Genomic DNA, 25131 nt, shown 5'->3' with positions numbered 1-25131 from the left:
AAAAATACCGTAGGGACACAGTTCTCCCTACGGTATGGGTATACTTAATTTATAAAAATCTTAAGAGATCCATTCCGATCTGGTCGAATGTGTAATTTTCTTTGAAATTGTATCTACATGTGACATTAATTTAACGATTGTAGTCATATCATTCGACCTCCTTAAGAAATTTTTATTCGGATTTAAGTATATCTACCTTTAGACTACTTGTAAACATTTTTTTACATTTTTTATAAAAATTTATATACGGTGAAAATTTGAACTGTATTTAACAATTAGGCGCTATTGTTGAATATACAGTAAAATAATTTTAAGAATAGTTCGGAAACTACTGGTGTTGGAGGTATAGGAATGAAGGTTAATCGAATTGATCATGTAAGTATCAACGTAGAAAATCTTGAAGAAACGAAGGCGTTTTTTGTTGATTTGGGGCTTATCGTAAAGGCAGAATGGAAGTTAGATGGCGAACAGTTGGATAAAATTGTTGGGCTAAAAGGTGTGAAAACCTCTTGTGTAGCACTGGGGACGTTAGATGGTGGGACTTGGATAGAGCTTGTTAAATTCGTTTCACCATCCGATGAAAACGGCATTCAGCCAACGTCTCCAAATACGTTAGGGCTCCGACATATTTGTTTTAATGTAGAAGATATTGATGGGATCATTGAAAAGCTAAAAAAAAGAGGTACAGAAGTTTTTAGTGAGATTCAACAGTATGAAGATAGCTATAAGCTGTGCTATGTTCGTGGTCCAGAGGGAATTATTTTAGAGTTAGCAGAAAATGTTAGATAAAATGTGGTATTTCTGCGGGTTAACCACAGAAATACCATGTACTTTTTTAATTGGATTCTACATATTGTTTAAACGTATCTAAAATCGCTTGCCAACCTGCTTGTTGGAATTCAACTGGATGTTCATTTTCAGGGTCAAAGGATTCAATGACTTTTGTTTTGTCCCCTTGGTCGATAAATGTGATTTTTACTTTTCGGCCATCTTCCATTGTATAAGAGATAACTTCGTGTAATTTTACTTCATCGTACGTTCCACCAAAGTCAAACCCCATACTGCCGTCTTTTGCTTCCATTCTTGAGACGAATTTTCCACCTGCTCGTAAATCATTTTCCGCATAGGGTGTGTGCCAATCTTCTGAAGCTTGGTTCCATTTCGTAATATGAGTTGGTTCAGTCCAGTATTCCCATACCTTCTCCACTAGTGCTTGAACTGTCGCTTCTACTGTCACTTGTTTTGTTTCCATCCATATCCCAACCTTATTTTTAGAGTGATTTATTACATAAGAATAATGTAGAGCATTCCGAGGAAAATCATACATCCTATTAAAAACGGCTTATCGAAACGTGATAAGCCATTTTTAATTATTGACCTAAAGCGATTTTAATATGGGCTAAGTGGTGTTCTTCGTGCCACGCTAGTTTTGCCAACTTTTGAGTCACTGTGATTTTACCGTTTACTTGATGAGTGAAGTATCGTGCTAATTGATCTTCCGTTAACGTATGTCCTAAAGCAACAATACGTTCGTTGATTCCTTCTAATATTTTTAGTGATACTTCTACAGGAAGATTTGTGTCTGGGTGTATAGCCCATTTTTCCTCGTTAAATACTGGTGCGGTTGGGTTTTCCTCGGTTAATGCAAGTTTTAAGCGTATATACATGTGTATTTGCGAATCAGCAATGTGATGAACAAGTTGCTGAACATTCCAGGCACCTTCACGATAGGTTTTTCCTAATTCTTCTTCGGTTAAAGAGCTAACCGTTTCACGTAATCGTGTTGTATAGGTTTCAATTTGTTTCAGCCACTCTTGGACGTTTTTAAGGGTAACTTTCTCAGGAACTTCTAATTCACCAATTGGGAAGCGTACATCCATTTTTAAATCCTCCTTGAAGATATAATAAAAAAGGGCTACACCTTGATGTAACCCTTTTATTTTAAATTAATTTTTCACTTGGTTTTCTTCAAATAACATTGTGCCTTTTTCTTTTAAGTTGTTATGGAATGAGAATGCTTTTTCAAGAATGTGTGGTGTTTGACCGCCAACTTTCTCTTTAGCTTCCTCAAAGTAAGCACGTAATTGTGGTCTGTATGTTGGGTGTGCGATTTCGATTAGCTTTTCAGCTCTCTTCACTGGTGGAAGTCCACGAAGATCTGCATATCCTTGTTCAGTTACAATTACGTCTACATCGTGCTCAGTATGGTCAACATGCGATACGAATGGAACAATCGCAGAAATTGCACCATTTTTCGCTAGTGATGGCGTTACGAAAATTGTAATACGCGCGTTACGAGCGAAGTCACCAGAACCACCGATACCATTCATTACTTTTGTACCGCTAACATGAGTAGAGTTTACGTTACCGTAAATATCTACTTCTAACGCTGTGTTAAACGAAATAACACCTAAGCGACGGATAAGTTCTGGATGGTTCGAAATTTCTTGTGGTCTGAATACGATTTTGTCTTTATATTTTTCTAAGTCTTCTGCTAAAGAATCTACACGTTTCTTAGAAAGTGAGAAAGCAGTAGCGGATGCAAACTTAACAACACCTGCATCGATTAAGTCAAATACACCATCTTGCAATACTTCAGAGTACACTTCAATATCTTTAAATTGCGAAGTTTTCATACCGTTTAATACAGCATTCGCAACGGAACCTACACCTGATTGTAATGGAGCTAAAGATGGAGGTAATTTACCTGCTTCTACTTCTTTCGCGAAGAAGTCTAATAGATTGTTCGCAATTTGTTGAGTTTCTTCGTTTGGCTCAAATAATGGTGATGGAATATCTGGTTGTTCAGATAGTACGATACCTCTAACTTTTGCAGGATCTACTTTAATACCAATTTCACCAATACGCTCACCAGATTTGTATAAAGGAATTTCGCGACGATCGCCTTGATCTGCTAAAACATAGATATCGTGAATGCCTTCATATGCACTTGGAGCAGTAGTGTTTAACTCAATGATAACGTTTTCAGCTTTTTCGACAAAAATAGGAGAGTTCCCTACAGAACCTGTTGGAATAATGTAGCCATCTTCTGTAATCGCAGCTGCTTCAATAATTGCATAATCGATTTTACCTAAAGTGCCTTTGCGAACCTCTTCAGCTACATGAGATAAGTGCTGATCGATGTAGTACATTTCACCAGCGTTGATTTTTCCACGCATTGTAGCGTTGCCTTGGTAAGGAACACGTAAATTTACAATTCCCGCCTCAGCCATTGATTGGTCAGCAGTTGGTCCTAATGAAGCACCAGTATACAAGTTAACTTTGAATTTTTCAGTTTCCCCACGCTTAGAAAGTGCTAGTGGAAATTCTTTTGGCTCACCAAATAGAGTAAATCCACTCATTCCAAGGTTCATACCGTCTTCAATCCAAGAAGCAGCTTCCTCAGCTGAAACAATCTTGTCTAAAAATGCCTCATTTCTAATGTATTGGCTTAAATCTTTTCCCATTAACAATCACCTCGTAGTAGATTTTAAAACTTTCTTACTTTTAAAAATATTGGGGTAAAAATTAACATACTGCCAATCAAAACTCTCATTTATTATATTTGAATGAGTTTCTTGTATATTATTGTAAAAGAGAATTCACCATTTCGTCTATTAGCTGATTTCTATGATAATAATAGAAAATTTCTATAGTACAGCACTATGTAGGGAATCAATCGCTTCTTTCTCAGTCTTGAAATTGAGCTTTTCTACTTCTCGCACCAGTAATTTGATATATTCCCGAGCTGCGTAATTGATAAAACAGTTCTTTTTCATGACGAGATAAACCGCTCGATTGATGGATGGTTTATCGATATGTTGGAAAAATAAATCTTGTGTGCCGTAAAATTCGTATAATGTACGGGACACAATACTACACCCAACACCGCTTCGTACGAGATTCAAGATAGATTGAATACTAGATGTCTCCACAATCGGCTCTAATGGCTTCCCAATTTCAGTGCTTGTCTTATTTAATAGTTTTCGACATTGATGGACGCTTGGGAATAAGATAAGTGGACTCTCTAAAGCAGTAGAAAATGATATGTTTGGTTGCTCATTTTCTTTATTGCTTATGAGATAAAATTCCTCATCATACAATTTGGTTACTTGCAATAAATCATTTGATGTTAGTTGGAAATCAATTCCGAAGTCCGCATTTTGTTGTAAAACGGCTTTTTCTACTTGATCTGTTGTTTCAATGATGACTTTAATATTGGGGTAAAGCTGGTTAAATTGAATACACAATGTTGAAACCAAATCCGTTATTTCTCCAGGCAACACGGCAATTTTTATTTCACCGATTTCAATTTTGGATAAGGCGGTAATTTGGGATGACATGCTTTGGAGTGAATCTTGGATATTTAGTGCCTCTTGTTGGACGATTTCTCCCACCCTTGTCAGCTCCACTTTCTTACCGACCCGGTTAAATAAAGCATAGCCAATCTCTTTTTCTAGCATCTTAATTTGATGGCTTAAAGTCGGTTGAGTGATGCCTAATTTTTCGGCTGCCTTTGTAAAGTGCAGTTCTTTACTAAGGGTTAAAAAGTATTCTAAATGTCGTAATTCCATGCTGCTTCAGTCCTTTCAAATGACTTTTACTGCGGAAAAATTCTATAATTCTACATATTCGCTTTACTTTTGAAAATACCTTCTATTTATGGTGGTAAGGTTTTTTTATTATATAATAGTTATATAAAAAATATATAAAAATTGTATAATTGTATAAAAAAGAACCCATTTTGAAAAATCATTCAAAATGGGTTCTCTATTATATTAGGGGGAAATATTCCATATAAATATCATTTTCTTTAAAGCCCATTTTCTTATATAATGGCTTACCCATCTCGGAAGCAATTAAAAATAAATGATGCACCTTTCTCTTTTGGGCTTCTGTGATGATTTGATTTAATAATTGTTTAGCGATTCCTCTATTTCGATATTCTGAATGTGTAAACATATTTAAAATATAGCCTCGGATACCTGTTGGATTGAAATAGCTTGGTGGGAATGAAATCAGTTGAAGTGCTCCTGTTGCTACAACTTGATGATCCTCTTCTACTAGCCATTGTACATATTGATTTGATGAAAACTGATGTTCAAAAAAGGTTTTTAATTCTTCATCTATGTTCGAAGAAGCGATTTGTCCTTCGTCGATTAATAATTGTTTACGTAAAGCGATTACTATTTCCAAATCCTCTATTGTCGCCAATCGAAAATTCATCGGACACACCTTCCCTAGTAATAAATTAAATTTGAGTGTTGAAGAATTTAGAGTAATACAATTTAGTATTACATTTAAGTATTAAGTAAGGATATTACAATTCAGTATTACATCTGAGTATTAAGTAAGAGGAATACAATTCAGTATTACATACAAATATTAAGTAAGAGTATTACATTTAAATATTACGTTTAAGTATTACATAAAACTATATTGATTGACCATCAGAAACTACAAAAAATCCTCTTATTGAACACTGTAAGGTTCAAAGGTAATATAATAGTTATTTAATTTTTATATAATAATCATATAAGAGTTATATGAAATGAACGTTTGAATTCTACGAACCTTTAACGGGAAAACGTATCTCTTACTTGAAAATGGTAATTATACTAATGTTTTAACCATTGTAAAATAACTACTACCTGGGGGATAATCTTTGATTTCACCTACTTTTCGAATCCTTTAATTCATAAAAAGAACGTGCTTAAAAATTATAGGTAGTTAAAAATGCCTTTTTTGCCCCTTTTTCTTTAGCTAACTTTTCTAATGTATTAAATAGATTTCCACCTAACCCCTTACCTCAATATTCCTTAGAAAACCAAAAGTCATGGAGTTCTACAACCCAGCCCCAGTAAACCTCTTCGAATAAACCATCGATCCATTGTTTATTGACATCTGTAACAATGATAGTTATCGGTTGCACGTTTGTTTCTTGGATAGAATTGAGCTTCTTAAATAATTGCAATGGACCCAATAATAGGCACTATTTTTCCTTCGAGGTTTTCGAGGAGTTGTGCTATATTCAATGTGTCAGGAGTGAGTTGATGAAAAAGTTTTTAACGTTTATCGTAATATTACTTGTTTTACTTGGAGCAGCTGCTTATGCAGTGTGGCATTTTGGCACAAATATCGCTTCCGAAAAAATTATGGAAAAAGTAGAATCTACTTTAGATGATCAAAAATTAGAAGAAGTAAAATCTTATATTGAGAGCGATCCAAGAGTACAAGAATTTGTAAGTGAGGCAGCATCTATAAACCCAGAGACCCTCCCCTTCCAAACGAAGGAAGAAGCTACACGTGTGTTAATAAAAAAAGTGGGCGTTACTCGTTTACTTGAGATTCAAGAACAAGCGCAAAATGGTTCGATTAGTGAGGAACAATTATTAGCTGAAGTTGAAGGAAAACTTTCTGATGATGAAATTGCTGCTTTGAAATATGTTTTATATAAGGAATTGAATCAATAAGTATAATTGCTGATGAATTTAATTATATAGGCTCGATTCTTATCGGAATCGAGTCTTTTTTATTCCATTCTTTACAATATCAAATCTCCTCAGTTCTCCACTCTATAACTCTATTTCGTTAATGTGAGAATACGTTGCATCATCATTTTTCAACAAACTACCCAATCTCTTATAAAAGGCTACTAAATTTGTATAATACTTACAAATTCTATGTTTTCGCACATTCACAATCTCAAACAAAAGAATATACTAGTCTGACTTTAATGTGAGGGAGGTGAATAAATGTCAAATCCGAACATTCCTAATATAAATCCAATTATGGACCTTAATCCAGATCAGATTCTTAGTCTAATTTTGGCTTCGATTGGTTTAGAAGAAATAGCTTTAGCGCATATGATTAATGCGGAAGCGGAAAAAATTCAAAAAGCACTAGGGACTTTACAAATGCCGGGAACTGCCGGTGATACAGCTTCAGACTATTTTCCACCTTTAGCTACTACTTTGGAAGGTTTATTAGCAGTCAACCGTAGTGTTCAAAAAACTATGAAATTTATCATTCATAAAGAGTTTTTACTTCTAACAAAACTGGAAGATGTATTAGATTTTGAAGATGGAAATGGTGGCAATGGAGGAAATGGTGGAGAGTGTTGTGTGAACACAAGAGGTTTCTGGAGACGACCACAAAATATTAGTGGCGATTGGCTTCCTATTTTATTAGGAAATCTTGGCGGAACGTTTACTACAACGGTAACAACTCCTCAACAAGCTGCAGCTATCGCAGCTACACCTGGTGGTGGAATTAATCAACTAAAAGCACAGTTAATTGCTACGAAGTTAAACATTGCTCGTTGTGGTGTTCCAACTGGTGAATTACCTAGTGATGTCGTAGATGCAATTAATGCTGCAGATATATTCCTTGCAAATAACGATTCTGTCTCTCAACCACAAAGAGAAATGGTTGAGGATATCAAAGATACACTTGATGCATTCAATAACGGAGCTTTTGATGGTTTCCCTCACTGTTAATAAATACTAGTGAATTAATTATAAAAACACATTGTCTTAATCGACAATGTGTCATCCATTTATTAAATAGTCTTATGCAATTAGAAAATCTAATACGGTAATATTTCTATTATGTATGAGATAAGATTTTCATAATCAAAGCTGAAACGTGGATGGGATTTCAGCTTTGATTTTCTATAGAATTATTTGTTTCCTTTTTTCCTCATGCATGATTGACAGTAAGATGCTTTCTTCGATGACTTACTTTTTGAGTTTTTGGAAGAGCTACTACTACTTTTAGATTGATTTTTTTTGTTCATCAAAAATCCTCCTTTTTAATAAAAAATATGCTAAAAAAGAGGATGGAACTAGGATAATAATTTATCTTTCAAAGATTTTTATTCTAGGTGTGAAAATACTTCGTGATAAAAGTAATAGAAATGATGTAGCCGATTATAGGTGATATTCCATAACCCATGATTGGCGTTGGGAAGTTTCCAATAAAAGTTACAATCATTGTGATGAGGAAGTAAACGCCTAATGATAACGAAACGAAACCTTTACTACCGAAAAGAAAGAATGGACATACTAATAATAATAGCGAGAAAATACCTATAATGAACCAAACATTCCCCAGATCTGACACTAAAAAGAGGATATCTTCTACATAAGGAACTGGTGCTAAATCATCGAGAAATATCCATGATGTAATAACAAAGGCTCCTGTCAGTGTGATAGAAAGAAATTTTAAAATCCCACTAACAATCTTTTTCCAAAGAATGATTGTTGCGGCAAAGGCAAATGCGGATAATTGCCCTGCATCTGGTTGAAACAACAATATAGTGAATGTAACGAGTATTAGTCCGAATACATAATAATCACGATTGTTAATTTTCCATAATTGAATAATTAATAAAGGTAAAACAATACTTGCTATGTATAGATTAATGGGTCCTATGATTAACCATCGATGCACGCCTTCTAACCCATTAAAGAAAAAAGGCAAAATTAATAAAACTAAAATCATAATGATCTGACTACTTCGACCATTATTGAACTGTTTTTCCTTGCGCTGAATTAGAAAAACAGCCCCAAAAACTGTTCCCATTATCCAAATAAGACTATTTTGAATCCAAATACTCGTTGGTACACCATAAGATACCATTGCAATCGTCCCAATCACGATAGCTGGCAACATAAGAAAATGGGATACGATGCCTTTCAACTTTTTCATGCAATACATCCTTTAATCACTTTTTTCGTAAAAGTGTAACATAAATTATTGTCCCCTTTTGAGAAAGTAATATCTAGTTGGATAGGCTACACTAAGTTAGACAGAATAAATGAGGGGTTGTAAACTTAGACTACTAACTTAAGGGAGCGTGCTTTTATGACACGTCAACGTCGAACATTTACACCTGAATTTAAACTGCAAATGGTGAAGCTTTATGAAAACGGAAAGTCTCGTGCAGATATTGTACGAGAGTATGATCTAACGGCTTCAGCTTTGGATAAATGGATCAAAAATCATCAAGCAACTGGCTCTTTCGCTGCAAAAGATAATCGAACAGAAGAAGAAACAGAGCTTGACCGCTTACGCAAAGAAAATCAACGCTTACTAATGGAAAACGACATTTTAAAGCAAGCGGCGCTGATCATGGGACGAAAATAAATGTGATTCGTAATAACGCTCACAAGTATTCGGTATCAGCAATGTGTGCCGTCCTCGATATTAAAAGAAGTACGTATTATTACCATGCGGACCTTTCTGGTGAGCGTGCAAGAAAAGCGGAAGATGCGGCACTTTCTAAGGATATTGAACGCATTTTCAAAGCCAGCCGTAATAACTATGGCACACGTAAAATCAAAAAAGAACTGACGAAATTGGCCGAGCCAAAACAAGTTTCAAGACGTCGAATTGGTCGTTTGATGAGCGAAATGGGACTCGTTTCAAACTACACAGTGGCACAATTTAAGCCGCATAAATCGAGCAGCAATGAAGCACCCATTAAAAACGAATTACAACGTGAATTCAATCAGGTTGAGGAGTTAGCTGTCGTAGTGAGCGATTTAACATACGTCCGTGTCGGCAAAAAATGGCACTATGTATGCTTATTTGTCGACCTTTTCAATCGAGAAATTATTGGACATAGTGCAGGTGAAAATAAAACAGCAGACCTTGTCTATAAAGCACTCGCAAGCGTCCAAGCCAATCTGAATGATGTACAAATGTTTCATACCGATCGAGGAAAAGAATTCGATAACCAATTGATTTCAGAAGCACTCGAAACGTTTGGCATTCAGCGTTCATTAAGCATGAAGGGTTGCCCTTACGATAACGCCGTGGCCGAAGCGACATTTAAGGTATTTAAAACCGAATTCGCAAACCAAGTCCACTTCGCTTCCCTTGAACAGCTCGCTCTTGAACTTGATGATTACGTACACTGGTTTAACAACATCCGTATTCACGGAACTTTAGGCTATTTAACGCCGATGGAATTCAAGCTACAGCCCACATAATTTTTGTCCAGTTTAGTGTTGACATTCCAAGTTTTAAAAATGATTTAAAAAAAATATGTATGGAAAATGGATACCGCACTATACTATTAAAGATTTCACTTCAATCCAATGTGACTAAGGAGGGTTAACCCGATGAGTGCGATTGAACGCTAACTCAGAAGGAACTTCGAACTGAATAGCTAAGCAAGAATGTCTTAGGAAATATCTTAAGATTAATGCGAAAAGCGAGGCAGGGTGTCATGGAGGATAAGTAGGTAAGTGAGTCAGACCCGGATTTATTCCGGGTTTTTATTTTGCATAAAATTCATTGTTACACAAAAGTATTCCTATTCAGTATTACGTTTAAGTATTAAGTAAGAGTATTACATAAGAGTTTTACATAACGCGAAAAACCCATGTTAACTCAACATTTTGAATCATATTTAAACAATGAATTATGGTTTAAAATATATAAGAATTATATAAAAATTATATAACATTTATGTATAAAAAAGTGATGTTGACCTATACTATTAAAGATTTCACTTCAATCCATTCTGTGACTAAGGAGGGTTAACCCGATGAGTGCGAATGATCGTTAACTCAGAAGGAACTTCGAACTGAATAGCTAAAGCAAGAATGTCTTAGGAAATATCTTAAGATTAATGCGAAAAGCGAGGCAGGGTGTCATGGAGGATAAGTAGGTAAGTGAATCAGGCCCGGATTTATTCCGGGTTTTTCTTTTGCATAATATTCAGTATTACGCTTAAGTATAGTATTACATCCAAATATTACATAAGAGTATTACATAATGTTTGAAAAACCTGTCAAATCAATATTTCTAACCACATAAAATCAAAGAATTACGGTATATATTATATATAAGAGTTATATAAAAATCATATAATGTTTATGTATAAAAAATTGGTGTTGACCTATACTATTAAAGATTTCACTTCAATCCATTCTGTGACTAAGGAGGGTTAACCCGATGAGTGCGAATTTTCGTTAACTCAGAAGGAACTTCGAACTGAATAGCTAAAGCAAAAATTTCTTAGGAATTATCTTAAGATTAATGCGAAAAGCGAGGCAGGGTGTCATGGAGGATAAGTAGGTAAGTGAATCAGACCCGGATTTATTCCGGGTTTTTTATTTTGCATAAATTACATAACAGCAAATGAACATTGGATTATGTGTTTGATTCATCATATATAAAGGTTATATAAAAACTATATAATTATTATATAAGTTTTGTTTGGTTATTAAACACCTTTAGTCATTCTGCATATTGGGTTCACGGTCAATTTTATATAATTAACGTATCTGTCCTGGAATCTTTCCCATTTTATTTCATTGACGTTTTAAATGAAGATTGTTATCATTCTTTCATTATCATTATTTTAATATAGAATAGATTTACCTTGTATAATTTCAAGAATACGGCTTGAAAGTTTCTACCAGCTACCTTAAATAGCTTGTCTACAAGGAATGGGAAATTAACGATTTTTTATTCCATTTTGTAGAAAACTTTGGCCAATGGTGGTCAAAGTTTTTTTTATATACTGATGGAACAAAAATGAATTGGTTGAATCATTCCCGCTAATCTTTAATTTAGCAACTAGGAGCGTACAACATGAAAGACTTTTTTAAATTTGACGAGCGAAACACTTCGTACAAGCAGGAAACACTAGCTGGTATCACAACCTTTTTATCAATCGCTTATATTCTAATTGTTAATCCACTTATCCTCAGTCAATCTGGGATGGATCATGGGGCTGTATTTACTGCAACTGCTTTAACTGCCATCATTGGAACACTACTTATGGGCCTACTTGCGAACTATCCAATCGCAATCGCTCCAAGTATGGGATTGAATTCATTTTTTACATTCACTGTTTGTATTGGAATGGGAATTGATTGGCAAATCACTTTAACTGGTGTTTTTGTAGCAGGTATCATTTTTATGGTATTAAGCTTAATGAAAATCCGAGAGAAGATTATTAATATCATTCCACTGGATTTAAAATATGCAATTGCTTCTGGGATTGGATTCTTCATTACATTTGTCGGATTAAAAAATGGTGGAATTGTTGTTTCAAATCCAGATACATATGTTTCGATTGGTGATTTAACTTCACCAATGACGTTACTGGCTGTAATTGGTCTTATTATTTCGATCATTATGTTAGTACGTGGCATTAACGGCGGAATTTTCTACGGAATGGTGATTACAACGATTATTGGGATGATTTTCGGATTAATCGATGTTCCTTCATCGATTGTTGGAAGCATCCCAAGCATTGAACCAACTTTTGGCGTTGTATTTTCACATGTACATGAGATTTTTACTCCAGAAACTCTAACAGTTATCTTTACATTTTTAATCGTTGCCTTTTTTGATACAGCTGGCGCATTAATTGGATTAACGAGCCAAGCAGGAATGATGAAAGGTAATAAAATCCCGAATATCGGAAAAGGATTATTGGCCGATTCTGCTGCGGGTGTAATTGGTGCGATTTTAGGGACGTCAACCCCTGCTACTAGTGTTGAATCTTCTGCTGGTATCGCTGTTGGTGGTAGAACAGGTTTTACATCTGTCGTAATCGCTGCTTGTTTTATTGTGGCTTTGTTCTTTTCACCAATTGTGAATGTCATTTCAGTGGAAGTGACATCAGCTGCATTAATTATTGTCGGGGCTTTAATGGCAATGGAAATCCGTAGAATCAACTGGACTAAGTTAGAGGTTGTGATTCCATCCTTCTTAACAATTATTATGATGCCTCTTACTTCTAGTGTGGTTATCGGGATTGGATTAGGATTTGTTCTCTATCCAATTTGTTTAGTCGCACAAAAACGTTGTAAAGAAGTTCATCCAATTATGTATGTGCTTTGTTTGTTATTCCTTCTATACTTTGCTTATATCGTTTAAGAAATAGATTTAAAAATCCACGAGTTTAGTAACTCGTGGATTTTATTTTTATGACGGATTGTAATATTAAGTGCAACACCTGTAAGTCAAAATAGAAGAAGCCCACAACGACCTCGTATAAAATGTTAGTTACCACACAAACATCAGAGGAGGAATCGTTATGAGCTATACTCATCTTACCATATCTGAACGTTCAAAAATAGAAACTTACTTTGAGTTAGGTTATTCTATTCGCCAAATTGCAGAATTTATCAAGAGAAGTCCATCTACAATTTCAAGAGAGTTACGACGACATCTAAATTGTTCTCCTGAAGAGGCTCAAGCTCGATATCATAGTAATAAATCGAAGTGTGGAGCTAAGTCTAAACTAACACCTAAGTTAAAAGAAGTTGTTCAGAAAAAATTGGGTGGTCACCTGAACAGATTGTCGGACGCTTATATCCAGGAAAGCTAAGTTTTAAAAGTATCTATCGTTGGATTTACAACGGTTTATTAGAGGTGCCTCTTTCCACACTTCGTCAAAAAGGGAAACGCCAAAAACCGCGTGAAACAAGAGGTCGATTCAATATTGGTACACCAATCTCCAAACGCCCTAAGTATGTACGTAAACGTGAAACATTCGGTCATTGGGAACTGGATACTGTTGTTTCTGGACGTGGCCAAGCAAAGGGCTGTGTCGCTACCTTTATTGAACGCAAAACTCGCTGGTATAAAGCTGTACTTATTCCAAACCGTTCTGCTCAAGCAATGGAGGCAGCCGTTAAATGGTTATATCAAGAACTACCAAATGGCTCAATATTAACGGCTACGACTGACCGCGGAAAAGAATTTAGCTGTTACAACGTACTCGAAAAAGACTTAAATATCCAAGTTTATTTCGCGGACGCTTATTCATCATGGCAACGTGGCAGTAACGAAAATGCGAATGGTCTTTTACGTGAGTTCTTCCCAAAGAAAACAAACTTTGATCACGTAACGGAAAAAGAGATGGAACAAGCACTTAAACTTATCAACAATCGACCAAGAAAATGTCTTGGTTGGAAAACTGCATACGAGGCGTTTCAGGAAGAACTGTTGCACTTAAATTGACAAAGTATCTTATATAAAAGTTATATATAAATTATATAGTTTCTGTATAAAATATCCCCTAATTGTTAAGTAATAGTATTACATTTAAGTATTAAGTAAGAGTATTATTGTTAAGTATTACATTTAAGTATTAAGTAAGAGTATTATTGTTCAGTATTACATTTAAGTATTAAGTAAGAGTATTATTGTTCAGTATTACAATTTAGTATTAAGTAAGAGTATTATTGTTTAGTATTACAATTTAGTCTTAAGTAAGAGTATTATTGTTTAGTATTACAATTTAGTATTAAGTAAGAGTATTATTGTTTAGTATTACAATTTAGTATTAAGTAAGAGTATTATTGTTCAGTATAACAATTTAGTATTAAGTAAAAGTATTACTGTTTACTATTACATTTAAGTGTTACGTAAGAGTATTACAATTCAGTATTACATTTATTCCATATTGCTTGATACTCTATTCTGATTTCTATCTAACAGACATTAAGGACTATGCAAAAGTTGTTAGCTCCGACAGTGAGATTGATTTAAGAAAATGTGATGCCGACTACACGGAAATTGCATGACGTCCCCTTGGTTTACAATGAAACTTGAATAAACGAACGAATGTTCTTATAATAGGTTTATACTTTCAGAAAGTGAGTGATCAGTAATGAATACGGGTAAGGTAATTAAAACAAATACGCTTTCTGAGGAAGAACAGAAACAATTTAAAACTGAAATAATGACTATAATAGAGAAGTGTTCTAAGGAAGAAATAGAAATGCTTTTACATCAGTTAGATAAGAAAATTAGCTAAAGAAGGTGATTGGGGTGTGTGGTCGTTTTACATTAATCACAGGATTGGAATGTCAACACTAAACTGGACAAAAATTATAGGGACTGTTGCTTGAATTCCACAGGCGTTAAATAGCCGAGTGTTCCGTGAATTCGTAGGTTGTTGAACCAGTGTACGTAATCCCCAAGTTCAAGAGCCAGCTGTTCAAGAGAGGTGAAGTGGGCCTGATTAGCGAATTCTGTTTTAACTACCTTAAATGTCGCTTCAGCCACGGCATTATCGTAAGGGCATCCCTTCATGCTCAGTGATCGCTGGATTCCGAATGTTTCAAGTGCCTCTGAAATCAGTTTATTATCAAACTCTTTTCCTCGGTCTGTGTGAAACATTTTGACGTCATTTAGATTGACCTTGATGCTTGCAATGGCTTGATGCACAAGCTTTGCCGTTTTATTTTCACCAGCACTATAACCGATGATTTCACGGTTGAACAAATCGACAAATAGGCATACATAGTGCCACTTTTTTCCGACACGAACGTATGTTAAATCACTGACAATCACCGCTAATGGTTCATCCTGTTTAAATTGACGCTGTAATTCATTCTTGACTGGAGCTTCGTTACAGCTTGATTTATGTGGCTTAAATTGCGCCACTGTATAGGTTGAAACGAGCCCGAGTTCATTCATAATGCGACCAATTCGACGACGAGAAACGTGTTTTGGCTCAGGCAATTTCGCTAATTCTTTCTTGATTTTACGTGTGCCGTAATTATTGCGACTTTCTTTGAAAATACGCGCAACTTCCTTTGAAATCACCTTATCTTCAGCCTTTTTCGCACGTTGACTAGATAGATCGGCATGATAATAATACGTACTTGTTGGAATCTCGAGGACGGCACACATTGCTGATACCGAATACTTGTGAGCGTTATTACGAATCACACTTATTTTCGTCCCATGATCAGCGCCGCTTGCTTTAAAATATCGACTTCCATTAGTAAGCGTTGGTTTTCTTTACGTAATCGAGCGAGCTCATTCTCTTCTTCAGAACGATTGTCTTTCGCAGCGAATGAACCTGTTTCCTGGTGGTTTTTAATCCAGCGATCTAGCGCAGAAGGGGTAATATCATATTCTCGCGCAATCTCCGCACGAGGCTTACCATTTTCATAAAGCTTCACTAATTGCAGTTTAAATTCGGGTGTAAATGTTCGACGTTGACGTGACATTGTTGCACGCTCCCTTAAGTTATTAGTCTAAGTTTACAACCCCTTATTTTATCTGTCCAACTTAGTGTAGCCTATTCATACTTAAATATAGGTATAGGTATAGGTATAGGTATAGGTCTATTATTTTACATAATTAATTTAGTATTTTATATTATTTTGAAATATATCTTTCCCGATGAAAATCGAGATGCAATATATGAGAAAAGGCTTAAATTAAAAGAGTTATCCCCATATATGTCTATTCAAGAACAGATAGCATATTTAATTTTGATGTTGATTCACCTTCTGATTTATATTGTAATTGTACTTTATGTATTTGCATTTTTAATCTCTAGGGGATATATGGAAGGTAAATATGTGATGGTATTTGCTGAGTGGGCAAATAGTAATTAGATAATTTCCTTTGGCAATGGATTAGGTTTAGCCTCAATCATTATTGCAATATGTACTGTTGTATTTTGCAAGATAAAAATGCAGAGAATTGCAATGAAATATACAGAGTGTTGCCACCCAATATTTTTACTGTTTTCTCGACAACGCATTGGCTAAACGGAAGCTCTGTCCCGTATAAGAAATAATATGGGCATGGTGAATCAAACGATCCACCAGAGCTGCCGTTAAACGTGAATCTGAAAAAATACGATTCCACTGACTAAATTCTAAATTTGACGTGATAATCAAACTCTTCTGTTCGTAAAATTCAGAAATGATTTGAAAAAGTAACTCCGCTCCTTCTTTACCAAATGGAAGATAACCCATTTCATCCAATATCATTAAATCAATTTTCTCTAATTTATTTCGAAATTGCTTTAATTTCCCCACATGTAAAGCCTGTTCCAATTCTTCTACTAAATGCGAAACTCGATAAAAACGTACTTCAAAACCTTGCTCACAAGCTTTTCTACCCAGTGCTGAAGCTAAATGTGTTTTACCAGTTCCAGGCGCCCCTACTAGAATTACATTCTCTTTTCTTCGAATAAAATCGAGCTGCACTAGTTCTTCTTTCGATAGATGACTAGGTAAACAAATATCTTTGTGCCATTCGTAGCCCTCTAATGTTTTCGTATCGATAAATCGGGCATTCTTTAAGTTTCTTGCGATCCTTGCTTGTTCCCGACCATCTTGTTCTTTTAATAAAAGTTGGTAAATATATTCTTCAGGTGTTGTAAATGGAACATCATGTATTGCTTCAGCGATATGAGCTAACCGCAATTGCTTACACAATTGTAAAATGGCATTATTCATGACTTGAAGCCTCCATTCCTTTAGGAGATAGCGCATCATAATCAGTCCATTTTACACCGTAAGGATGTTCTTGATCATCGCTATTTTTTCCAATAAGTTCATAAAAATACTGGTCAATTTCTTTCATATCATGAGTCACTAAAAGAGTGAGTAATTCATTTAGACGCTGTTTCCTTAATGCCAAGGATGGAACTGTTAAATACTCCTTTATACGAGTCGGTAAATAAGGGGTATAACGTGAATGACCAATAACACGAGGCTTTTTTAACCAATCTTTTAAAATATCTTTCCATGGAATGAAACGTCGTTTCTTCATATAAGGTCTTGCATCTGATAATAAAATTTCTCCCTCATTTGTAATCACTTTGAATGAATCCCAATACGTAATGCAATATAACTGCACATAGTTACGCGCTCTAGGCACATGAATAAAATGCTTGTCTAACTTAAACTCATTATACTTATTAAACTTAATCGGAAACTGCTTAAATACTGGATACGGATCTTCTGGTAATTTTATTAATTGCTTTTGCTCTTGCTGCCATAAATCCTCAATGAGTTCTTCTTTTTCATAATGTGGTCGGTCACGATCTTCCTTCAGTTGTTGCTTTAATTGTTCCGTTAAATCTTCAAAGTCTTTTATGACTGGTGGTAAGCTAAAGAAGTTATATCGTACATAGCCTACTTTATTTTCCACATTTCCTTTTTCATTACCTCTGGATGGATTGCACACTTGCACTTTAAAGCCATAATAGTTTTGGAAATGGCGAAATGCTTCTGTTAATTCAGCTTCTGTATCACCTTTGCGTACTTTTTTGACCGCAGGTGTTAAATTGTCAATTCGAATACTAATTGGCACTCCACCAGCTTGCTTAAACAGCTCTTGTAACCCACCTAGGAAACACTCCAAATTTTCTCCAGGCATCGGTATCGCAAAACCAGTATTACTAGCTGGGAACGTCATAACTAAAACATGAACATCGACAATCTCTCCGTCTTGAACAGCCTCCATTACGCCAAAATCTAGTTGCGCTTCACCTTCTGGATGTTGTAATCGCTCATGCCCTTTACTTACTTCATCATCTTCTGTCGCACGCCATTCTTGAATAAAGTTACAGACCGTTCGATACGATCCTTTAAACCCCATCCTTTTTAAATCCGCAACTATTTTTTTATTTGTTCGACGTAGTTTTTTCTTTAGTTTGAGATCTTCTTCAAGCCAGTCTATAACGATTTCTCCCCATTTTTCTTCGTACATCATCCCTTTTTTAATATGCTTTTTTTCTTGAGGTAACTGATCGCCATCACCATACTTTTTGGCGGTACGCCAATTTACATTCATAGTTTCTGCAATTTTAGAAATAGACAATCCTTTTTCATTTCTTAAAGTTTTGATACAATTAATTTCAGACATTGCTAGCATCCTTTCAAACCTCCACTGGTAAAATTCGACACTTTAACAGTAGAGTGACTTGGGGTGGCTGGCAAGTCTATTTTTTTGCACTAAAAAAGTGCTAGACTCTGTACAAATTCGTTGCACTAGTCTGCACTTTTATTATGCAATACACAACTGTAACAATTTTGGTTTAGATGAGATTAGAAAGGGTAGCTTACGATAAATATAATAATAGAAATTTAGATTTATAGAAAAGTATATTTTTCTAAATATTTCCTTGAATTGAAATGAATTTTCATTTTTTTAACATAATCGAATGTAGTATGGGGATAAGTTATATTATTTTGAAAATCATGAAGTATTTTTAGTAAACTTAGGTAATTTAGTTTGATAATATATGGATATACCCTCTGCGTAAATATATTAGTTATACTTGGAATCCGGGACTTTGTCATGATATTCCCACATATATTAGTTAGAGTTCCGCCTACAAACAGGATTTGTCTGAAATGGAAAGTTAACGATTTAAACAAAAATAGATTGTTACTATTTTTGTAAAATATGTTTTTTTATAAACTTAATAATAGAATAAAATATTAACGGAAGCACCGTGTTAAAGTTTACATTTATTATAAATGTAGATTTCTTTTAACACGGTGCTTTTTTTAGAAAGGTGGAGTATTTTTTTGTATACAACAAAAGAAGTGTGTGAAAGTTTAAATCTAAGTAGTTCAACATTACGAAAATACGCATTATTATTTGAAGAATTTGGTTATCGTTTTAAAAGGAATAGTCAAAGTAATCGGATTTATTCTTCAAAGGATTTGGAACTTTTGCAGAAATTTTTATATGCAAAGAAGAAAGACAAGCATAAAAATAATAGAGAACTATTAAAAGAGCTTTTTACACTTCAACAGTTATCACTTGAATTTGAAGAGGTTACTCAATTGGATCTATTAATAAAAGTGATAGAACAGTTTGATTGTAGTTTTGCAAAATTGTTTAACGAGATTGAAATGATAAAAAAACAACAATTAACAAATAAAGAGGAATTGATGAAATTAATAAGTCAAAACCAGGAAATGAAGGACTTACTAGATTGTTTTATTAAGCAAAATGAAAATAAGAACAAACAAAGTGGATTTAAAGGAATCTTCGGAAAAGTGTGATAGGCATACCTATAAAGTAGCATTATAGGGATTACGGGCAAATTACAGTGTTATCAATGGTTTGAGGTATAGAAGGTACTTGAATTAAAGAATGGTTTATTCAAGTCATTAATTCAAGTACTGTTATAACGCTATAACGAAGAAACGAGGTAACATTATGCTATTTAAAGGCAGTGAACAACAATTGGAATTAAAGTTATTACTATTTAAGATTAGAGAGCAAATGTTGAACAATAGCACTTGGTTTGTATCGAAAAATTACTAAAGGTTTTCTCATGATTAATATGATTTAGAAAAAGCTTAAATAGACCATGATGGTTCGTTATCAATTTAAATGCGGTCCTGCATCTATACAAAGTGGTTCGTTTTCGCGTCCAATAGCTATAAAAAATTTTTTTCTGTCTAAAGTCCATACAATACATGTTGACATTAAGCGAATTCATTAAAATGGGATGGAGATTGGACAGAAAAGTGGTCTGTTTTAAGTAATTTTCCGTCCAGTAGCTATACAAAGGGACCACTCTAAAATGTTACAAAAGCTTGTAATATCAAGTCTATTAGAGGGTATTTAGACAATTTAATGGCTTTCACCATTAAAAAAACTTTCTTAAAACTCTAATCATTCTTAAAATTATTTACTTTAAGGACAATCTAATCTAGTCTCGTGTACTCAATCATTACTATTTAACTAATATTAAGGACTATACAAAGTCTAAAATAGAGTTCTTTTATTTCTTTCAACCTTAAAAAATCCCCCTTGTTTAAGGTTAAGAACAGATAAAATAAAAGAAATGTTTGATCTTATTTGAAAGAGTAATTGAGTGAATATTAAATTATTATTTTTTTTTTGTGTGTGTAAAAGATAAATAGAACAGAAAAGAATGGAATAGAAATTGAAAATACACGCCTATTTTTAACTTGGTTAACTTTGGAGTTAGAGGAATGGTTATAAATGTAAAAGTATTTCCATTGTTAAAAATTTCAAATATATGATTTTTTTTCTAAATTTGGATTGAATATGAATAACTGGTGTGATATATTTGATTTGGCTCGAGTATAGTTGCTTTTTATAGCGCGCTTTAAAGGAATTAAATGATAGGAGGAATTAAATTTCCAAATGAAAAAAGTATTTAGTAGTGTTTTACTTGGGTTATCGCTAACTCTACCAGGGGCATTAATTGCTTCAGCAGAAGAAATGGCTAATAATCGTATTGGAAATGTACATAACGAAATTTCGCAAAACAGTGGAGTAATAACTCCTAATGCTGTCCATGAAAGATGGGTTTCAGGAATCGAAAAAGTTTACACTAGTGTCACAAAAGTAGAAAGCCAAATATACTATCGTGATGGAGATTGGGCTGGTATACTTAATCTAGTATCTACTAAACCTGGATATAATCCACTCACTGGGCGAGCTACTGTGATTGGTGTTTATGAAGGTTGGATACATCCAAGATAAGTTTTAAGTAGATCTATTTAATATTTGGACCACATCCAAATTAGAGATGTAGTTTTTTATGAATAAATTTAGAATAAAGTAAGCCCGAAATAGAAAAATAGCGTACCCTTAGGTACGCACTACAAAGAGCCTTCAATTCAACGATTTCTAGGATTGAAGGCTATTATTTTACACATGCTGTTTGAATTGTTTTCGACCAGGGCATGTAGTTGTAAAATCTCAGGTTGTTGATGGATTGGTAGTTTTGGTAACTCCGTAAATAACTTCACCAGATATATTCTTTACTTTCGTAAAATCATGAATCATGGTTGCGCAACTCCCTCATAATTTTTTGAATGGCAAAGTTTTTAACATCGGGATAGAAGGAAATTTTTATATTGTGTTTTATAGGTGAACGACCAAGGTAGATGCAGTTTGAGTGGATTCCAGCTTAACTGGAACAATCGATAATATGTTTATTGACATAAGAAGAACCACCCATAAATTTACAACTTTATAGTACCGGGAGGTGCGATCATAAAAAATGCGTTATTTGATTACGGGCTTACAGAATAAAACTTTGGTTCAACAATAAAATGCTCTTTAATATTTGGTGTCCGTCCAAAAAGTACATAAAAAAGAGCGAATGGAGAAAACAATGAGTTTTCCCATTCGCTCTTTTTAGTTTGCTGGACAAGTCCTTTTAACTTTGTTTTTTCATTAACTCGATTTGATGTCTTTGTTCTGTAAGAGCTTCTTCTACTTGCCTGTTTTGTTCCAGTTCTTTCTCCTTTTGAATCCGTTGTTCTTCTGCAACTAAATATTTCTTATAACCTACTCTTGCAATTCCTATACTTATTTCGTATAGAGCGAAAAGCGGAATTGAAATGAGAATGTAGTAAATTAAATCCGGCGGTGAAATTAGTACAGCAATAACAAACATAACGAAATATGAATATTTTCTATACTTGACCATTAAACTTGGATTTAGTATTCCAAGACGAGATAAAAACAAAGTGATTACTGGAAGCTGGAATATAAATCCGAAAGGAATAATTAACTTAAATAGGAAAGAAAAATATGCATCAATCCCAATTGTTTGCTTAATATCTAATCGCTCAGCTAAATTATTCATGAATTTCATGACGTTTGGAAACAAAAGAAAGTAAGCAAATAATATTCCTAAAATTAACAAACCGAATGAATAAGGAATATATTTTAAAGTCGCTTTTCTTTCAGTTTCGTATAATCCCGGTGCAATAAATGCCCATAATTGATATAAAATCACGGGTGAGGTAAATATCAGTGCTACAACAAATGTAACCTCCAAATAGACAATCAATGGTTCTCCAGGCTTGAAAACATTCAATGTCAAATCTTCTAGTTCCCCACTATCTACCTGAATATATTTTATAATTGGTTCTGCAACATAAAAGCTAAACACTAATGCTATAACAAAAAAAACAGCACAAATAATTAAACGCTTTCTTAATTCCTCTATATGTTCTATTATAGGAAGTTCTTTTGGTTCCATTTTCTAGACATCCTCAAAATTACTTATTATGTTCTTGCTCTATCGCTTTAACCGTTCCAATGAGATTTTTTGTTGATCTATTTGAAGATTGGTTTGTTCAATCATATTTTTTGAGTCAATAATATCACCATCGTCAATTAATCCTTGAGTACCTTTTTTAAACTCGCGTAAAGTTATTCCCATTGCTCGTCCAAATTCAGGTAATTTTTTTGGTCCAAAAATAATTAATGCGACAACGCAAATGATAATTACAGTTGTTGGTGAAATTGCACTTAAATGTACAACCATTGATGCCACCTCCTATGCATGTATTTATTCTACCTAAACTCGAAACATTTTGCATTACATATCAATGACTAATTGTGAAAGATTTTCATCAATGACATTTACTGTAAAAGTATCTTTCCCGTTCGCTTTGCCTTCCCTGTTGAAAGGAGTAACCTTTGAACTTTCATAAGGATTTCTCAGCCAGCCGTCCCACAAAATAGCCATTAATATAACAGATAATCGTTCTGAAAACTATCGAAAAGTATCACAAGATTGGAATATTAGTAATCCAGAAGGCATGGGGTGATGGATATTAAATTGGAGGAGTTGAGTTTCTCCTACAAACAGGGTTTGTTTGAAATGGAAAGTTAAAAATAAATACTTACCTTTTTTTAAAAATATGTTATTTTATAAATAATAGAATAAAACATTAACGGAAGCACCGTGTTGAAAAATTTACATTTATTATGAAATGTAGATTTCTTTTAACACGGTGCTTTTTTTAGAAAGGTGGAGTACTTAAATGCAAAGAAGAAAGACAAGCACAAAAAAAGATTGCGTTTTGAAAATTATTTAACGAGATGGAAATGATAAAAAAACAACAATTAACTAATAAAAAGGAATCGATTAATTAATAAGTAAAAACGAGGAAATGAAGGAATTATTAGATTGTCGTATTAACCAAAATGAAAATAAGAACAAGCAGAGGTAATTTAAAGGAATCCTTGGTAAGTCGTGATAGTTATATCTATAAAGTAGCGCTATGAGGATTATAGGAAAATTATAGTGTTATCAATGGTTTGGGGTATAGAAGGTACTTGAATTAAAGAACGATTTATTCAAGTCATTAATTCAAGCACTGTTATAACGTTATAACGAAGGAATGGGGTGGCATTATGCTATTTAAAGACAGTGAAAAACAATCCGAATTAATGTTGCTACTATTTAAGGTAAGAGGAGCAAATGTTGAACAACTCGCACTGGGTTTGTATCAAAAAATTAATAAAGGTAATTTAACAAAAACTTATGATTTATTAAAAAAATTAGAGAGAAAAGGTTTTGTTCAATATACAAAATATAAAACTCTTAATCGAATAAAGAGAATGTATTATCTTTCCAAAAATGCTCTTCAATATTTGTATGATTCAACAAACATCGAAGAAGGATACAGAGGTTCAGGTTTTGAAGGTGATTTTGGATTTTTTAAGCATTCAGTTTATAAACCACCTAGTAAAAATATAGAACATCACTTAATGACTGTTGATTGTATGATTGATCTTTATGTGCTAATGAAGCAAGAACCAAATAAAAAAATTGATTTTGTTCATAATTTATACATTGCTAAAAATGAACTAAAACCTGATTTTTCATTTAAAAAGGGAGAAGATACATATTATGTGGAAATTGATAGGGGAAATGAAAGAGGAATTTCATTAAATCAAAAGTTTGAACGTTACTATAGGTATTTTAAGCAAACAAATCAATTAGCTAAATGCATCTATTTTGTTGTACCATCGAGTGAAAAGAATACAAAATCAAAGTTTGATGCTCATCATCAGTTACGCTTTGAGAAAGTAAAGGAAGCGTATAAACAGTCGATGCAACATTATGTATATGAAATAGATCTATGTTTTGTTTCAATTGATGAATTTTTAGAAGTTATTCGAATGGACTTGAAAGATGAATATATATTTAGTGACGATTGTAAAAGTATATGGCATCAATATAAATTGTCAAGTACCACTAAAATATGGGGATTACAAAATTATAACATTATAGGTTTTGTTAATGAACACAATAAAGTTGAAGTTATTTTAGCTGAGATTAATGTGAGACGTACTAAAATCTGGAACGATATAATAAAGTTACAAGAACACTATACAGTTAAGCAGAAAACAAATGAGATGTTAAGTATGACTGTAAATACGTTTGCACCGAAAATTGTAATTTATACTTCTAAAGAGAATCTTAAAATAGATATCCAAAACCAAGAGTTACAACATGTGAATTATTCAACTTTTACTCAAAAACAATTGTTAATTGTTGAAAGAGGAACTTAATAGTAATTAGTCAGCTAAATCAAA

22 protein-coding genes, 1 pseudogene and 1 riboswitch are annotated in these 25131 nt (G+C 33.8%); of the genes and pseudogenes, 10 read left to right on the top strand and 13 right to left on the bottom strand.

Annotated features, from left to right (window positions below; translation table 11 throughout):
- The first annotated feature begins 351 nt into the window (after window positions 1–351).
- Complete coding sequence (locus NKR20_RS19270) at window positions 352–789, top strand: VOC family protein (RefSeq protein WP_253428562.1); 438 nt, start codon at window positions 352–354, stop codon at window positions 787–789.
- 46 nt (window positions 790–835) lie between these two features.
- Here the strand turns inward: NKR20_RS19270 and NKR20_RS19265 are convergent, their stop codons facing one another.
- From NKR20_RS19265 to NKR20_RS19240, 6 genes are all read right to left on the bottom strand, one after another.
- A complete protein-coding gene (locus NKR20_RS19265) occupies window positions 836–1252 on the bottom strand; it encodes an SRPBCC family protein (RefSeq protein WP_253428560.1) in 417 nt (138 codons plus the stop codon).
- 118 nt (window positions 1253–1370) lie between these two features.
- On the bottom strand, window positions 1371–1880 hold the full coding sequence (locus NKR20_RS19260) for a YfiT family bacillithiol transferase (protein ID WP_253428558.1): 510 nt from the start codon (window positions 1878–1880) through the stop codon (window positions 1371–1373).
- A 66-nt stretch (window positions 1881–1946) separates the two neighbouring features.
- Window positions 1947–3467, bottom strand: coding sequence for a succinate CoA transferase (locus NKR20_RS19255; RefSeq protein ID WP_253428556.1), 1521 nt, complete (start codon window positions 3465–3467; stop codon window positions 1947–1949).
- A gap of 183 nt (window positions 3468–3650) precedes the next feature.
- A complete protein-coding gene (locus NKR20_RS19250; protein WP_253428554.1) occupies window positions 3651–4574 on the bottom strand; it encodes a LysR family transcriptional regulator in 924 nt (307 codons plus the stop codon).
- 199 nt (window positions 4575–4773) lie between these two features.
- The gene (locus NKR20_RS19245) at window positions 4774–5226 is read right to left on the bottom strand and encodes a GNAT family N-acetyltransferase (protein ID WP_253428552.1); all 453 of its coding nucleotides are present in this window, start codon (window positions 5224–5226) and stop codon (window positions 4774–4776) included.
- Between the two features lie 583 nt (window positions 5227–5809).
- The gene (locus NKR20_RS19240; protein ID WP_253428549.1) at window positions 5810–5974 is read right to left on the bottom strand and encodes a hypothetical protein; all 165 of its coding nucleotides are present in this window, start codon (window positions 5972–5974) and stop codon (window positions 5810–5812) included.
- A 79-nt stretch (window positions 5975–6053) separates the two neighbouring features.
- Here NKR20_RS19240 and NKR20_RS19235 point away from each other — a divergent pair, with 79 nt between their 5' ends.
- Window positions 6054–6473: a hypothetical protein gene (locus tag NKR20_RS19235; protein WP_253428547.1), complete on the top strand. Its 420-nt coding sequence runs from the start codon at window positions 6054–6056 to the stop codon at window positions 6471–6473.
- Window positions 6474–6755: 282 nt separating this feature from the next.
- Complete coding sequence (locus NKR20_RS19230; RefSeq protein ID WP_253428545.1) at window positions 6756–7499, top strand: alpha-helical endospore appendage domain-containing protein; 744 nt, start codon at window positions 6756–6758, stop codon at window positions 7497–7499.
- A 382-nt stretch (window positions 7500–7881) separates the two neighbouring features.
- On the opposite strand, the gene NKR20_RS19225 is transcribed toward NKR20_RS19230, so the two are convergent.
- Complete coding sequence (locus tag NKR20_RS19225; RefSeq protein WP_253428543.1) at window positions 7882–8712, bottom strand: hypothetical protein; 831 nt, start codon at window positions 8710–8712, stop codon at window positions 7882–7884.
- Window positions 8713–8868: 156 nt separating this feature from the next.
- Here NKR20_RS19225 and NKR20_RS19220 point away from each other — a divergent pair.
- The 4 genes and pseudogenes from NKR20_RS19220 (at window position 8869) to NKR20_RS19205 (ending at window position 14794) form a co-directional block, all read left to right on the top strand.
- Window positions 8869–9998 (top strand): IS3 family transposase gene (locus tag NKR20_RS19220; protein ID WP_253424351.1). Its coding sequence is split into 2 segments (ribosomal slippage): window positions 8869–9115 and window positions 9115–9998, totalling 1131 coding nucleotides; the frame shifts between segments, so codons are not numbered across the junction.
- 1380 nt (window positions 9999–11378) lie between these two features.
- A riboswitch (purine riboswitch) is annotated at window positions 11379–11479 on the top strand.
- A gap of 131 nt (window positions 11480–11610) precedes the next feature.
- Window positions 11611–12906 (top strand): NCS2 family permease, encoded by a 1296-nt coding sequence (locus NKR20_RS19215; protein ID WP_253428541.1) that lies wholly within the window; start codon window positions 11611–11613, stop codon window positions 12904–12906.
- 160 nt (window positions 12907–13066) lie between these two features.
- A pseudogene (locus tag NKR20_RS19210) lies at window positions 13067–13995 on the top strand (IS30 family transposase).
- A 652-nt stretch (window positions 13996–14647) separates the two neighbouring features.
- Window positions 14648–14794 (top strand): hypothetical protein, encoded by a 147-nt coding sequence (locus NKR20_RS19205; protein ID WP_253428540.1) that lies wholly within the window; start codon window positions 14648–14650, stop codon window positions 14792–14794.
- 74 nt (window positions 14795–14868) lie between these two features.
- On the opposite strand, the gene NKR20_RS19200 is transcribed toward NKR20_RS19205, so the two are convergent.
- The 3 genes from NKR20_RS19200 to istA all read right to left on the bottom strand — a co-directional run bounded on the left by NKR20_RS19200 (window position 14869) and on the right by istA (window position 18666).
- A protein-coding gene (locus NKR20_RS19200) for an IS3 family transposase (protein WP_253428537.1) occupies window positions 14869–15998 on the bottom strand; the annotation gives its coding sequence in 2 pieces (ribosomal slippage) (window positions 14869–15752 and window positions 15752–15998; 1131 coding nt in all).
- Between the two features lie 519 nt (window positions 15999–16517).
- A complete protein-coding gene (gene istB, locus NKR20_RS19195) occupies window positions 16518–17243 on the bottom strand; it encodes an IS21-like element helper ATPase IstB (RefSeq protein WP_036180664.1) in 726 nt (241 codons plus the stop codon).
- Window positions 17236–18666 carry an IS21 family transposase gene (gene istA, locus NKR20_RS19190; protein WP_121216048.1) on the bottom strand — a complete coding sequence of 477 codons (1431 nt, stop codon included), beginning with the start codon at window positions 18664–18666 and terminating at the stop codon, window positions 17236–17238. The genes istB and istA overlap by 8 nt, the downstream gene beginning before the upstream one ends.
- Before the next feature lie 659 nt (window positions 18667–19325).
- Between istA and NKR20_RS19185 the strand changes: the two genes are divergently transcribed.
- Together NKR20_RS19185 and NKR20_RS19180 are read left to right on the top strand one after the other, a co-directional pair.
- Window positions 19326–19808 (top strand): MerR family transcriptional regulator, encoded by a 483-nt coding sequence (locus NKR20_RS19185; RefSeq protein ID WP_253428536.1) that lies wholly within the window; start codon window positions 19326–19328, stop codon window positions 19806–19808.
- 1117 nt (window positions 19809–20925) lie between these two features.
- Window positions 20926–21267, top strand: coding sequence for a hypothetical protein (locus NKR20_RS19180; protein ID WP_253428534.1), 342 nt, complete (start codon window positions 20926–20928; stop codon window positions 21265–21267).
- A gap of 682 nt (window positions 21268–21949) precedes the next feature.
- Here the strand turns inward: NKR20_RS19180 and tatC are convergent.
- The 3 genes from tatC to NKR20_RS19165 are packed head-to-tail and all read right to left on the bottom strand — an operon-like array spanning window position 21950 to window position 23272.
- A complete protein-coding gene (gene tatC / locus NKR20_RS19175; RefSeq protein WP_253428532.1) occupies window positions 21950–22780 on the bottom strand; it encodes a twin-arginine translocase subunit TatC in 831 nt (276 codons plus the stop codon).
- Between the two features lie 39 nt (window positions 22781–22819).
- Window positions 22820–23068 carry a twin-arginine translocase TatA/TatE family subunit gene (locus NKR20_RS19170; RefSeq protein ID WP_253428530.1) on the bottom strand — a complete coding sequence of 83 codons (249 nt, stop codon included), beginning with the start codon at window positions 23066–23068 and terminating at the stop codon, window positions 22820–22822.
- Window positions 23069–23122: 54 nt separating this feature from the next.
- Complete coding sequence (locus NKR20_RS19165) at window positions 23123–23272, bottom strand: hypothetical protein (protein ID WP_253428528.1); 150 nt, start codon at window positions 23270–23272, stop codon at window positions 23123–23125.
- A gap of 671 nt (window positions 23273–23943) precedes the next feature.
- Between NKR20_RS19165 and NKR20_RS19160 the strand changes: the two genes are divergently transcribed.
- Complete coding sequence (locus NKR20_RS19160; RefSeq protein ID WP_253428527.1) at window positions 23944–25107, top strand: replication-relaxation family protein; 1164 nt, start codon at window positions 23944–23946, stop codon at window positions 25105–25107.
- Window positions 25108–25131 lie beyond the last annotated feature (24 nt).

This window comes from Ureibacillus endophyticus (assembly GCF_024159215.1).
Classification (GTDB): domain Bacteria; phylum Bacillota; class Bacilli; order Bacillales_A; family Planococcaceae; genus Ureibacillus; species Ureibacillus endophyticus.
The sequence above is the reverse complement of the archived record's forward strand: the minus strand, read 5'-3'. Positions and strand labels throughout refer to the sequence as shown.